General features: G+C 56.3%; 9 protein-coding genes and 1 pseudogene. 9 read left to right on the forward strand and 1 reads right to left on the reverse strand.

Going from position 1 to position 14,303, the window contains the following annotated elements; genetic code table 11:
• Positions 1 to 70: 70 nt before the first annotated feature.
• From ACI48D_RS23680 to ACI48D_RS23715, 8 genes are read left to right on the forward strand one after another with little or no spacing between them, the layout of a single operon-like run.
• Positions 71 to 2,353 (forward strand): GNVR domain-containing protein, encoded by a 2,283-nt coding sequence (locus ACI48D_RS23680; protein ID WP_435573693.1) that lies wholly within the window; start codon positions 71 to 73, stop codon positions 2,351 to 2,353.
• 53 nt (positions 2,354 to 2,406) lie between these two features.
• Positions 2,407 to 3,873, forward strand: a complete 1,467-nt coding sequence (locus tag ACI48D_RS23685) for a lipopolysaccharide biosynthesis protein (protein WP_435573694.1) — start codon at positions 2,407 to 2,409, stop codon at positions 3,871 to 3,873.
• 9 nt (positions 3,874 to 3,882) lie between these two features.
• Positions 3,883 to 5,109 carry a glycosyltransferase family 4 protein gene (locus ACI48D_RS23690; RefSeq protein WP_435573695.1) on the forward strand — a complete coding sequence of 409 codons (1,227 nt, stop codon included), beginning with the start codon at positions 3,883 to 3,885 and terminating at the stop codon, positions 5,107 to 5,109.
• Positions 5,110 to 5,121: 12 nt separating this feature from the next.
• A complete protein-coding gene (locus tag ACI48D_RS23695; RefSeq protein WP_435573696.1) occupies positions 5,122 to 6,417 on the forward strand; it encodes a glycosyltransferase in 1,296 nt (431 codons plus the stop codon).
• Between the two features lie 22 nt (positions 6,418 to 6,439).
• Entirely contained in the window at positions 6,440 to 7,846 is a 1,407-nt protein-coding gene (locus ACI48D_RS23700; RefSeq protein WP_435573697.1) for an O-antigen ligase family protein, read from the forward strand.
• A gap of 10 nt (positions 7,847 to 7,856) precedes the next feature.
• Positions 7,857 to 8,735 carry a glycosyltransferase family 2 protein gene (locus tag ACI48D_RS23705; RefSeq protein WP_435573698.1) on the forward strand — a complete coding sequence of 293 codons (879 nt, stop codon included), beginning with the start codon at positions 7,857 to 7,859 and terminating at the stop codon, positions 8,733 to 8,735.
• Between the two features lie 59 nt (positions 8,736 to 8,794).
• The gene (locus tag ACI48D_RS23710) at positions 8,795 to 9,895 is read left to right on the forward strand and encodes a glycosyltransferase family 4 protein (RefSeq protein WP_435573699.1); all 1,101 of its coding nucleotides are present in this window, start codon (positions 8,795 to 8,797) and stop codon (positions 9,893 to 9,895) included.
• A 51-nt stretch (positions 9,896 to 9,946) separates the two neighbouring features.
• Entirely contained in the window at positions 9,947 to 10,687 is a 741-nt protein-coding gene (locus ACI48D_RS23715; RefSeq protein ID WP_435573700.1) for a polysaccharide deacetylase family protein, read from the forward strand.
• Between the two features lie 29 nt (positions 10,688 to 10,716).
• Here ACI48D_RS23715 and ACI48D_RS23720 read toward each other — a convergent pair whose 3' ends face one another.
• Positions 10,717 to 12,714: an acyltransferase family protein gene (locus ACI48D_RS23720; protein WP_435573701.1), complete on the reverse strand. Its 1,998-nt coding sequence runs from the start codon at positions 12,712 to 12,714 to the stop codon at positions 10,717 to 10,719.
• Positions 12,715 to 13,925: 1,211 nt separating this feature from the next.
• Here ACI48D_RS23720 and ACI48D_RS23725 point away from each other — a divergent pair.
• Positions 13,926 to 14,303, forward strand: a pseudogene (locus ACI48D_RS23725) (hypothetical protein); the annotation flags it as partial.

The raw sequence follows: 14,303 nt of genomic DNA on the forward strand, positions 1-14,303 counted from the left end.
TTCGTCGGCATGAGCGATCACACATGCCACCGCAGTCGCCCGTCAGCCTCATCTCACCATGGCGACTATCATGAATCACGACCATACTGCTCTTCACACTACCCTTCGCGCCTCTTCCCGGATGGGTGGCCACGTCAATGAGCCGGCACCGGAGTTCTCGCGGGACGGCTCGACCACCGACCTGAAGACCTACTTCAGGGTACTGATCGAGAACCGCTGGCTCATCGTCGGTGTCGCCATGCTGGTTAGCTTGGCGGGCGCGCTCTTTGCAGCCAGCCGCACTCCGGTCTACGAGACCTCGCTCAGCGTCCGTGTCGAGGAACCGAGTCCGAACGCAACCAGGAACGTGCTGAGCGACGTTTCCTCGCTCTTCGAAACCAAGAAGACCACGATGGCGGAAATGGAACTCCTGCAGTCTCGCAAAGTGATCCAGCCGGCCGCCGAGAGGCTCGGGCTCGACATCGTGGCAGTTCCGAAGCGTTTCCCCTTGCCGGGACTGGCGCATCTGTTCGCAAATCGCGACGGCGGCCTGTCGGAACCCGGGCTGTTCGGCCGCGGAGGTTATGCCTGGGGCGAGGAAGAAATCGCCGTGCCGGTCTTCAATGTTCCCGACAGGTTGATGAACCACCCGTTTGAGCTGACGGCACTCGGCGATGGACGCTACCGTGTCGAGGACGGCATTCACCAGGGATGGTTGGGCATGGTTGGCCGGAAAATGATTGCCAGCACCTCGGTAGGAAAGATCGAACTGCAGGTCGACCGCCTGGAAGGGAAGCCGGGAACCCGTTTCCTGTTGCACCGTATACCGACACAGTCGCTCGTCACCGCCATACAGGCAGCAATGACGGTTACCGAGCGAAGCAAGCAATCGGGCATTATCGAAGTCAGGCTGCAGGGAGACGATCCGGTAAAGGTCAGCAATCTGCTCAATGAAATCGGACGGGAGTATCTGCGTCAAAACCTGGCCCACAATTCGGAACAGGTTGAAAAGTCGCTCGCCACCCTGAATGAGCGGCTGCCGCTCCTGAAACGCGAGCTCGAGCGCTCTGAAGCAGCCTATAACGACTTTCGGCATCGCAACGGCACCGTCAACCTCGGCGAGGAAGCGAAGCTCGGCCTGCAACAGTCGGCTGCAGCCGAAACGAAACGGTTCGAACTGCTGCAGAAACGCAGTGAACTGGCAAGCCGGCTGAGCGACCAGCATCCCTTGATGCTCGCCATTGACCAGCAATTGGCAGCGGTCGACAAGGAAATCAGGAAAAATACCGGAGCGATTCGTACCCTTCCCCGGCTGGAACAGGATGAACTGAGCCTTACCCGGGATATCAAGGTGAACACCGATCTGTATGCGCAACTATCGAATATGGCGCAACAACTGCGGATCCTCTCTGTTAGCAAGCTGAACAACGTACAACTCATCGATACGGCGTCCATACCTGATACGCCGGTCAAGCCAAACCGCCCTCTCATCATTTCGCTTGCCGTGATGCTGGGTTTGCTTCTGGGAACATCGATCGCTTTCGTGCGGCGCTCGCTACGAGCAGGCGTGGACAGCCCGGAGACCATCGAGCAATCGCTGCACGCCAAGGTCGTGCTTGCGAATATTCCACACAGCAGTTATCAACAGCGCCTGAACAGGCAATCCGATACCAGGCTGGGAAATATTCCGCTATTGGCACAGGTCGCTCCAGGCGACCCCGCCATCGAAGCATTGCGAAGCTTTCGCGCGGCGCTGCAATTCGCAATGCCCCACTTTCGCAACAATATTGTCATGATCACCGGCCCGACTTCGCACCTCGGCAAATCCTTCGTCGCGGCGAACACGGCGGCCGTCATTGCAGCAAGCGGCAAAAAAGTGCTCCTGGTTGACATGGACATGCGTAACGGCCATCTCCACCGTTATTTCGGCACCACGCAGGACAACGGCTTGTACGAAGCGATCACCAGCGCGACAGGGGCCGGCCAGGGTATCCGGCGTGAAGTGTTGGTCAATCTGGACTTTATTCCGACAGGAACAGGCGCAATAGGCCGGCACGAATTTCTCATGCAAAGAGATGTCGATATCTGGCTGAGAACTGTCAGCACGCATTATGACCTGGTGCTGATCGACGCCCCGCCCGTGCTCGCAGTCGCCGATGCGGCCATCATTGGCGCACATGCTGGTGCCGTGTTCATCGTCGCGAGGGCGGGTGTCACCACGGAAGAGGAAATCGGGGAATCGGTCGGCCGCCTGAACCACGCGGGGATTTCGCCGGAAGGCATCATTTTCAACGACGGCAAGCCACGACACCGCGCTTCCGAATACCTGTACAACTATGATGTCCCGACCAAGCGTATCGGATGGGGCGCGTAAAGCCTCTTGAGGCCGACTGCGGTCCTGAAAAGCGATAGTGCAAAGGATGCCCCATGCCGAATTCTGGTTGGCACGCTCTGAAATGGAACTACCTCGGTAATCTTGCACGGGGCATGTCGCAGTTCTTCATCGGCGTCCTGCTGGCACGCCTGCTGGGGCCGGGACCGTTCGGTATCGTGGCGCTGGCCTGGATGATCCTGGGCCTGGGCAGGCTGGTGGCGGATCTCGGCTTTGGTGCAGCGCTGGTGCAGCGCGCTAGCTTGTCGCAAGTCGAACTGCGCTTCATCTTTACCTGCCAGATGGCCTTCGCCCTGGTCCTGACAGGCATCGGGTGCCTGTCGGCAGCGACGATCGCGACCTACTTTCATAAGCCCGAGGCAACGCCGATGCTGATGGCAATGTTTTTCCTGTTCGTTATCGATTGCCCTGGTCAAACCGCAGCCGCCCTGCTGCGTCGAGAGCTGAACTTTAAGACAGTGCAGCAAATCGGCATAGCGAGCTATTTATGCGGCTACGTGGCGATCGGCATACCCTTCGCTTACCTGGGCGCCGGTGCCTGGAGCCTGGTGGCGGCCCAGATCACGCAGTCGGTGCTGAGTACTTGCCTGCTGCTGCGCGTGACACCGGTTCCCCTGACGCCATGCTTTCGTTGCCGGACACCCGGCTTGGCCAAGTTTGGCCTTAAAGTCACGACGGCCAATCTGAGCAGCTGGGCCATCAGCAATCTCGATACGGTCTTTATAGGCAGAGCCTTTGGCGTAGCGGATCTCGGCTTGTACAGCCGTGCATTGAACCTGCTGAACACGCCGATGAGCATTATCGCAACCGGCTTCCAGGGCGTGTTGTTCGCAGCCTGCTCCCGCCAGCAGCACGATACTGGCCGGCTCAGAATGATTTACCTTGAGACGAGCGCGGCCGTCGCACTCGTATGCATACCCGTTTTCGCTACCGCCGCGCTGGTGTCCAGGACGCTCGTGCTCGGCATTTACGGCGAGCGCTGGGAGGCATCGGTACCGCTTGTTGCGCCGCTCGCGCTGGCTGTCTTGGTCAATGCCCTGCTCGCCATCAATGGGCCGATACTGATGGCCGGCGACCAGGTGGGCGCCGAACTGCGCAGCCAGGCCTATACGGTCCTGCTGTTCGTGCCAATGCTGTTCATTGCGGTCCGATACAGCATGGTTGCCACCGCCTGGACCGTCTTTGCCGCCTACGCGCTGCGTTGGGCATTGCTGACGGCATCGACCCTGCGGCTGACCGGTACCGCTGCAGCCGACTACCTACGCAAGCTGTGTTTTCCAGCCGGCTTCGGTCTCACCGTAGCGTTGGTGGCGACCGGCACGGACCGATGCCTCGCCTTTCTCCCTGCCCTCCCGCGACTGCTGTCGGTGATCTTCATTGCGACCGCCGCATCGCTGCTGCTGGCCCAGCAGTTTGGCGCGTCTTTCCTGACGAGGAATATGAGCAGCCTGGTCATTATCGAACGGCTTTCCATGCCAATAAGAAAGTTCTTAAACGTCTAGGAGGCTGTCTTGAATCATGCACTTCGTATCGTAAGCCTGCTTGACGGCAACGGACCAACCGGCGTCGAAAAGCACTTCAATGAGATCCTCGCGCAAGCGCGGGCATATGACATCGATGCGGAGCTCGTTTCTCCGCATCCACGACGAGGGATATGGTCGAAATGCGCGAACCAGGCAAGGCGCTTGATGGCGAGGGTCAGCAAGGAGCATGCGGCTGTGTTCGGCGCCTGGATCGAAAGCAAGGTCATCGAAAGCATGTTGATGAAGACGCTTCCCAATTGCAGCACGCGCGGACGTGCGATCACCTTGTATGCCCAGGATCCGCTCAGCGCCAAGGCCGCCCTGAAAGTAAAAGCCAGGCATGAATGCCGGGTCGTCATCGTCATTCATTACAACGTGTCGATCGCGGAGGAGTTGCTGATGAAAGGCGAGGCGACGATCAACGGTCCGCTGTGGCGACTTGCGGTTCGTACCGAGCAGTCCACGCTGCCGTACGTCGACCAGATCATTTTCGTTTCCGATTTCATGCGCCAGGTTGCGCTCGACAGGTTACCGGGCCTGGTGAATGTGTCCCATACCGTTATCCCGAATTTCATCGCCGATCCGCCGTCTGCCGAGCATCCGGCGCACATGGATGCGGACGTGATCTCGATCGGCACGCTCGAACCCAGGAAGAACCACGCTTTCCTGCTGCATGTGATCGCCCGGACCAATTCGCTCGGCCATCGCTATACGCTGACCATCGTTGGTAACGGCCCGGAGGAAGCGCGGCTCAAGACACTGGCCTGCGAACTCGGCATTGCATCCCAGGTGATATTTGCCGGATTTCGAAAAAACGCTGCCAGGATGATCGTGCGGCACCGCGTACTGGCGCATGCAGCGCAGATCGAGAACATGCCGATTACGCTGATCGAAGCATTGGCGGCCGGTCGCCCCATCCTCGCGCCGGCCGTCGGCGGGATCATGGAAATCTTCGACAATGCCACCGAAGGCTATCATTGGCCCCTCGATGACGTCGACGCGGCAGCAGCCTTGCTGATCAAGGTGCTCGATGATCCCGACATGTATCGGCAGCTGTCGGATGCGGCGCTGACCCGTTACCGCAGCAAGTTCGATGGCGCACTGCTGGCGTCGCATTGGTTGACGACCATCCTGAATTCCTATGGTCCGAACCACGCAAGTTGGCAAAAGACCTGGAGAAAGCATGAGTCCATCGACCGACAACAGCTTGCCTGAGCGAGAAGACCAATGGCGACGATCGAAATTCTGAGTCATTCCGACAGTGCGGGCGGAGCCAGCCGCGCCGCGTACCGCCTGTACCGCGCGCTTCGTTCCTTTTCACCCGAAACCCGCATGACGGTCATGGACAAGAAGACCGACGACTGGCGGATTCGCGGGCCGGCAACTATCTACGAAAAGGTAGAACGCTATATCCGGCCCAAGATTGGGGGCCGGCTCGCGGCACTTCAAAAAAGCGCGAATTACTGTATTCATTCGCTGAATATTCTGCCTTCGAATATGGCAGCCGGGATCAACGACAGCGCGGTGGACCTCGTCAACCTGCATTGGGTGTGCGGCGAGTCCTTGTCCATCGAGGATATCGGCAAGATACGCAAGCCGCTGGTATGGACATTCCACGACATGTGGGCACTATGCGGGTCCGAACATATTACCGATGACGGGCCGAATGCAAGATGGCGTACAGGCTACTTTCCGGATAACCGACCCACCGGGGCTTCCGGGCTGGACCTGGATCGCTATACCTGGAACCGCAAGCGCCGCGCATGGAAAACGCCGATTCAGATCGTGACACCCAGCCGCTGGCTGGCCGACTGCGTCAGGCACAGCGCGCTCATGAAGGACTGGCCGGTCACGGTGATTCCGAACGTCCTGCAAACCGATGTATTCAAACCCCTGGACCGCGAGCACAGCCGTCACGCACTGAACTTGCCGCTCGACCAGCAGATCGTGCTGTTCGGGGCACTGGGCGGCACCCGAGACCTGAACAAGGGCTATGACCTGTTACTGCAAGCCCTGAATATCATGGCGGCCGGTGGAGCACGGCCCTTATGCGTCGTCTTCGGCCAGGGAGAACCGCGGCAGGCCTTGCCGGTGCCGTTCCCGGTGAGGTGGATGGGCCACATCGGCGACGATACGACCCTTGCCCTCCTCTACAGTGCCGCAGACGTCATGGTGGCGCCCTCGCGATTGGAAAACCTTCCGCAATCAGGTACCGAGGCGCACGCATGCGGCTGTCCGGTTGTCGCTTTTGACTGCACCGGGCTACCGGAAGTCGTCGAGCATCTGTCAACCGGCTATCTTGCCCGCCCTTTCGATCCGGGCGACCTTGCCAACGGAATTGCATGGGCACTCGGCGGTTCCGAATTGCGCCGGCGTCTCGGCGACGCGGCCCGCGCCAGGGCATTAAGACTCTGGTCGCCGCAAGTCGTCGTTCCGGCCTATGTCCAGCTTTACGAATCGGTGATCGAAAGCTGCAGGGCGGGATGCTTGCAGCTCCGGCAGATCGAACGCCCATCCTTGTAACGACACTCCAACAGGACATCACGTGTTGCACGACCTCTTCCTTACACCGATGCTTGCCATGTTTTCCTTCATGGCGCTGGCCTGTATCTCAGGATGGCTTGCATCCCAGCCTACGCATGCGGCGGCACTGTTGCTCGGCCTCGTTGTGCTGGACGCCCTCAACCTGCCGATCGAATTCAAATTCGGGATCTCGCTCTACCCGGCAGACCTGGTTTTCCTTGTGCTGACCGTCGCCTGCCTGATCCGCTTCTCCCTGTTTGCCAGCCCCAGGGTCGTCCCGGCAGCCTGGTGGCTCATCGGTCTGGTGCAGCTGGGGCTCGCCATCTGGGGAGTCAAGACGATCGGTACGCTGGCTGGCGTGGATGCGCGCGGACATTATTACTTGTGGGTGACGGTCGCCTACTTCTGCTCCGTGAAGTGGAGCGATCGCATGATTGCGAAGGTAATGAATTTGTGGATTCTCTGTTCCATATGCCTTTGCTTGCTGGTGTATTACCGCTGGATCAACTCCGCGCTCGACCCGAAATACGAACAAGAAATCATGGCGTTCGATACCACCGGGGTGCGGTTCCGGGTGATCGGCTCGGTCTCCACCCTTGTCATCGCGATCGGTGCCCTCGGGCTCTTGTTCCGGGCGATAAGAGGAAAGCTGGTTCCGTCACTGTGGCTGGTATTTCCACTAGAACTGGCAGCGATCGCGATCCTGCAGCATCGTTCCGTGTGGGTGAGCACCTTCGTCGGAACGGCCTGCCTGTTGTGGGCGAAGCCGGGGGGTGGTGGCAAACAACGAAGTGCCATACCGGTCCTTGCGCTGGTGCTGATCCCACTCGCCATTGCAGTCGCAATCCCAACCAAAGACAACAGCGTGCTGGCGTCGGTCAAGAGTTCAGCCGATCACGCGGTCAGCCTGGAAGAAGGAACAATGGTTGGGCGAGCTCAATACTGGAACGAGTTGCTGACCAGATGGATCGACTCCCGGGACCCCACTACTTACCTGGTCGGATTCCCCTATGGCAGTGGATACAATCCGATCGATTTCGGCGATGGGACGGGACAGGACATGGTGCCACACAACCATTTCGTCCATGTCCTGTACCGGGGAGGCATCATTGGACTGTTGGCCACGCTGTCGATTCTCTGGCGAACCTGGTGGGCCGCCGTCAACCACAGGAAACGGGGTGACAAGCCATGGGCGCGATTTTTTTTCGCTATCTTGCCTGCACTGTTCGCGTATTTCATTCCCTACTGGGCCACCTACGAGAGCGGACTGCTTCTCGGCATCGCCATCAGCTACCTGGGCGTTGAACGGCGAGTGAACCTGTCCATATCGTATACGGCAAGCGTAGCGCGTTTCGCACCCCGCCGCTTGCCGCCTCCCTACCGGCCCGTGCTCCGATATCAGTTCCGTAGCCGTCTACCGCCTGAATAGGATAGTCGCGATGCCACACTTGCCATGCAGGATTGCAGTGATCTTGTCGTGCTTTAACCGCAAGCAAAAAACGCTGGATGCCATCGGGTGCGTGCTGGCGCAATCGGCGCTCGAACAGGTCACCATCGATTTTTTCGTTACCGATGATGGAAGCCAGGACGGCACCAGCGAAGCCGTCCTGGCGAGGTATCCGGAGATTCGTATATTGAAGGGCAACGGACGCCTTTTCTGGAACGGCGGCATGCGGCTGGCATGGAGCGAGGCATTCAAGGGGTCTTACGACTTTTTCCTATGGCTAAACGATGACACTTTTTTATTTCCCGATAGTGTGCGCAGAATGTTGGAGACCCATGCGCTTGGACTGGGCCGCCATGGAAAGGCGGGAATTGTGGTGGGATCCACGCAGGACGAGCAAGGCCGGACCAGCTACGGTGGTGAACGCCAGAAAGGCCCTCTACGCCCTCTGACGCTGAAGACGGTCGCGGCACAAAGCCATATTCAGTCCTGCGATACCTTCAATGGGAATTGCGTACTGATATCGAACGCTGCCGCTGCCGTCCTTGGCAATCTCGACAGTCATTTCGTTCACGCCATCGGTGACACGGACTACGGATTACGTGCCAAGCGGGCCGGGATACCGATGTGGATCATGCCGGGCCATGCCGGCCGCTGCGTGAACGATCACTACCAGACAGGCAGCTTTACCGACCGGAGCCTTCCCTTGCGCCTGCGGTTCAGGCGGGTCATGGAACCGAAAGGTCTGCCATGGAAAGCATGGCTGGTCTTGTGCCGGCGCCATGCCGGTCCCTTGTGGCCAGTCTACTGGATGTGGCCCTATCTAAAAATCGTCACGACATCCCTTTGGTTCAAGGTCCACAGAGAGCCCTGATAGTCCAGAAAACCGGTCGTTGTAGTTTGCAGGTTCTAACAAGAAAGACTCCAGTGATCATGAAGATCGTTATCGTTACAAACGGCCCAGTTCCATATCGGATACCGGCACTGAACGAACTGGCAACACAAGCGGATGTCGACCTTCATGTCCTGTATTGCTGCGGGCGCGAGCCGAATCGCGACTGGAACCTGCCGCCCATCGAATACCATTGCACGTATTTACGCGAGCGTATTACGAAAATCAAGGACCGATATATCCACAACAATCCCGACGTCATCCCGGCGCTCAAACGGCTGCAACCCGACGTCGTTATTACATCCGGCTTCAATCCAACCCATCTTTACGCTTTTCTGTATGCATGGCTCACACGCATACCCCATATTTCCATGACCGATGGAACATATGACTCCGAGAAAGCACTGACGATCCTGCACCGCTGGGCCAGACGATTTGTCTACGCAAGATCGAAAGCTTTCTTATGGGCAAGCATCGGAGGCCGAAAACTGTTTGAAAGTTACGGCATTCCCTTAGACCGTTGTTTCCGGTCATGCCTTTGTGTTGAAAACACAAAGTTTTCGCAGTCCGAACCGCTTGGCGCCGATCTGTTCGATTTCATCTTTTGCGGCCGGATTGAATCGGTAAAAAACCCGCACTTCGCGTTCGACGTGGCACTCGCCGCCGCCGCCAGGCTGAAGAGAAAAACACGGATCATGTATGTCGGCGCCGGCAGCGAAGAACAGGCTTTGAAAAAACGGGTCGCATCATGCGAAGACCAGGTTGAAGCAAGCTTCCATGGCTTTGCCCAGCAGGAGGAGCTTCCCCAATTGTACCGCTCATCCCGGATTTTCCTTTTCCCATCTAAATGGGACCCGTGGGGAGTGGTCGCAAATGAAGCGTGTGCCGCAGGAATCCCGGTCCTGGTTTCTCCTCATGCCGGTGTCGCGGGCGAACTGGTCATCGATGGACAAAACGGCTATGTTTGCGACCTCGACGTATCCTTGTGGGCTGATCGCGCAGTGGAGCTGTTAACCCGTCCGGACATTTACCGGACATTCTCCGAACGCAGCCGTTCTTTGGTCAGCAATTACACTTTCGCGGATGCGTGCGCGGGAATTGCCGCCGCGTGTCGTTTCGCCACTTCGACGGACGGAATTTGAAGTTGGTTTCGATAGGAAGGCCTACAATGTTATCGAGTGATTGAGGCGGATATGGCGGCAGTATTTACTTGCTCTACGGACGACGGGCATCCATCGGATATGAAAATGGCGGAACTGCTGTGCAAGCATGACTTGAGCGGCACTTTCTTTATTCCAATTTTCAATCGCGAAGGCCCGCCTGTACTGAAAAAAAGCGAGCTACGCGAAATTGGCGAATTGTTTGAAATCGGCTCGCATACCCACGATCATTGCTATCTCAACACCGTTCAAGAAGAAGAAGCCGAACGCCAGATAAATTCTGGCAAGGCCGAGCTTGAAGACCTCATCGGCCAGTCGATTGATGGGTTTTGTTATCCCGGCGGAAAATTTAGCAGTCAACATCTTGCACTTGTCAAGGCTGCTGGATTTCTATACGCGCGAACAACGACCAACCTTTCTTTCGACCTCGGCGCTTGCCCTTACCAGATGCCAACAACGATCCAGTTTTATCCGCATTCAAGAGCAGTATATATGCGCAACTTTGTCCAGGCCGGGCATTGGGATGAACGCATCGATGGGCTATTACTGGCATTGAAAACAAGAGATTGGCTCGAACGCATCTATTCGCTTTTCGACTACTCATGTCAGCAAAACAAGGTTTTCCACATCTGGGCACATTCGAACGAGATTGACAGGCTGAATGCGTGGGGGGAGCTCGACCGTTTCTTCGCTTATGTCAACGGCAAGCTGCCAATGAAAAACCGCTTAACCAACTACCAGCTGGCGTGCCGGGCGCTGGATGGCGAAAACTAGTCTGGATGGGATGTCTGTTCAGCGTGCGATCAACGGCGCTTGTATGCGCCGGTGCCGCTGCCGGGATCGAAGCTTGGCGCCTGGGCATTCATCCGGCCGAGCTTGTCCGTCAGGAACGGGTTCTCGACTTTCATGGCGTATTGAACTCCCAGAAATTTCGCGGCCTTGGTATTGATGTGATTGGAATCCTTGTAGATTGCCATATTGCCAATATAGGTAAGACACTCGGTCGAGTTACACATCACCATTTTCGGATCGACAACAATCACCTGCTGTCGTGTGGTGCTCTTGACGCGGTCGATAATCCTGTCGGGTGGTCCTTGCGTGTTCTCCACAAAGCCATAAGGGATATTACAATTCGTATTCTGGGGAATCCATCCGCGCGTCCTATGAAGGATACATTGCGAAAGATTTTGTTCATAGGAAGCGTTGTCCTTCATGATCACAGGCGTGGCACCCGCCTGCTGGATAATCTGCACGACCTGTCGCAGATGCTGCTCAAAGTCCGCGGGCATACCGGCCCAGGACCCGCCAAGCACGACATACTTGTAGTGCGATGACAGGGCAAGCAAGTCTCGATTCCTCTTCTGGCATGTTCTTGCCGATTCATCGGTCGCAACCTGGCCCGGCAGATTGGTCGGTGCACAGGTGCCCTGGACATGAAAAACGGCTTTCAAACCGGCTGCTTTGGCAAGAGAGTCGAGGAATGGTTTGAAGTGGTTTGCGTGTGAGTCTCCCATCAAGAGAATTTGCGGCTGTGCTTGCGTCATATCGCCGAAAGCACAGTTTTTTTCCAGATAGGAAGCATCAATCTTCCGGTAGTCCTCACCCCGGATGGCACAGGTCCGGCCCAGGTCCCGCTCGAACGAATAGCTTGTTATCAGTTCTCTCATTTGACTGGAGAAACGGCCTGGAGCGCCTTCCGTCAAATAGGAATAGGCGCCAACGGCAACGAACGCGGCAGCGGGCAAGGCGTAGATCTGGAAGAACGCCCGCTTGAACTGGATATGCCTGTTTTGCCGTATCGGCATCTCGACAAATTTCCAGGTAAGGATGGCCAGGATGAACGACAGCCCGACAGCAGCAATGCCTACGGACAGGTCGACCTGGATTTGCCGATACCGAAGGAACATCAGGATCGGCCAGTGCCACAGGTAAAGAGAATAAGAGATGAGGCCAATGAAGACCATTGGCTTCGTCCTCAGCATGTCTGACACTGGATTATTCGTGCGTCCGGCATGGATGAGGAGGGCCGCTCCCGCACAAGGATAAAGAGAATTTAGTCCTGGAAAGGAAGTTCCAGGCCGGATAAGCATCATCGAGCCGATCATGAGCATCATTCCGGCGCAGGCCTGCAGGGTGGCAGGGACGCGACTGGGCGCTTGCATACGCTCGGCGGCAAAAAAGGTCAGCGCTCCAATCAACAGTTCATGGGCGCGCGTCGTCAACAAGAAATAGGACTTGACGTCGCCCGTCCTGGCCTCCGACCACGCAAGAAAAACCAGCGCCAGCACAAGCACGACCGGCAGGACCGCCTTCCTGGCGTAGCGGTACAGGCCGATCAACAGGACTGGGAAGAAAAAGTAAAACTGCTCCTCAACCGACAGGGACCAGGTATGCAGCAAAGGAAACTCTTCTGCACGAGTACCGAAGTAGCCCCAGCTCAGCATTGAAAAAAAGACATTCGATACGAAGGCCCAGGACGCTGCAAGCGAGGTCGTATAAAAAATATAATCGTTCGGGATGAGCAGCCAGGATGAAGCCGCTAGCGTCGCCACGGCCACGACTATATAGGCAGGAAAGATTCGCTTGATACGCCGTGTGTAGAAACCTGCAATGCTGAACGTATTGTCCTCAATGCGTTTTGCAATGAGCCCGGTGATCAAGTACCCCGAAATCACAAAGAAGATATCGACCCCAATATACCCACCCGGTAAAAGGCCCGACGCTGCGTGGAATGCGACGACAGCCAGCACGGCTACAGCGCGTAAGCCGTCAATATCGGGTCGATAGGCCTGGCTTGTCATAAGTGTTATCGATTACAAAAGTGAAGTGAACACGACTGCCCGCATGTCTCCTGAAGCTGACGCAGCAGAAGAGCTGCCGTACCAGAGTTTCAATTGCCAATATCGCCATGCTGTTCCGTCATGCATCAAGGGTTTACGGATTAAGTTTTGATATTACGCAATGTGTCCAAGGTACGTTTGATATTGATCAAATCAAAAAGAAGTTGAATGAACCCGATACGCACATGCATCTATATGTTCGATGCGAGGCGTAGCTGTCCTCTTCAAACACTTTCGCAACCATTGTCCCGGCTTTGCATCAAGGGCGAGTTATCGCTCGGCCTATCGATGCGCTAGCCTGATCATTGCCTCTTCCGCTCCCCGGTCGGCCCGGCCGATGCTTTCTTTGAGCACTCCTCCTTTTGATTCACCGCCGTGTCGATGAGCAGTATGGCCTGACTGGTGAAGCCGCTTGCCTTTTGCTGGCGAAAACTTCCCTACCGCAGCCATCTCCTCAGCCTTCCGCCATACCTTCCCTTCCCACAGCACATGGATTCGCGATTGATTGATTGTCAGTTCCGCCATTCAATCAATTAATTGAACATTAAAAATTTTACGCACGGAAAATTTTTATGCCGTGCTTGCTTTCATGAACAAACACAATCTTCCTGATTTCGGTCTTTTTATTCCCCTCAAGTTAATTGATTCCACTTCTGATGTTCCACATCTATTTTTCCTATGTTTAATAACTTTCTAAAAATGAACAGGCATTTTTTTATTTGAACAATATCTAAATTTCTTCCAAGTCAAGGCTTTTTTAAAGAATTCCTTCATTTTTTCTACCAAAAAATATTTTCTCGACGTATTATCGCCGCTCTGAAACTTTTTACGCGGAAAACAGTTACCTCACATTAACTTAGCTCTCCGGATGATTTTTCAGAAAGCTTCGCCTTTGTCATTTTGCTTTTGAATTTTTTGCAACCTGTCAAAGTTTCTCATGTGAACGTTCTTTTGAGCGTTATTACTGTTTTACGGTACTACCAGGAATCCAAATGCAACTGAATAAAGACTTGTACATCAATACCGCTTTTCCCCGTCTTCTCGCCGGCGCAGCGCTTGCGTCCACCCTTGCAGCCTGTGGCGCAGGTGGTTCCGATACTGCAGCCAATAGCAACACCCCCGCATTTGCCGCTACCATCTCCACGTCCGCAACCACCTGGACGAACTGCGGCATGGAATACGGCACCTGCTCGTTTACCGGCACCAAGCAAGTCCGGTATGGCGCGAATGGCTCGTATGTCACCAAGACCCTGACTGGCCCGGTTGCCTGTGCAACCACGACTTTCGGCAGCGATCCTGCTCCGGGCTTGCGTAAATCATGCGACACCGCGGATGTCCCTACCACCACCATTGTGCCCGTACCGGCACCGGCGCCGGCACCTGCGCCCGCTCCGGCACCAGTCACCACCGCGCCGACCCAGCCTGCCGCAACCGTGCTGCCGGTGCCGACGAATATCGCCAGCGGCGCCACGGTCAACCTGCAGTGCGGCACGACCTACCAGGGCACGCTGGACCTGAACGGCAAGTCGAACGTGACCGTCACCACGACC

Source organism: Massilia sp. LXY-6 (assembly GCF_051233485.1).
In the GTDB taxonomy this organism is placed as follows: Bacteria; Pseudomonadota; Gammaproteobacteria; order Burkholderiales; family Burkholderiaceae_D; genus Telluria.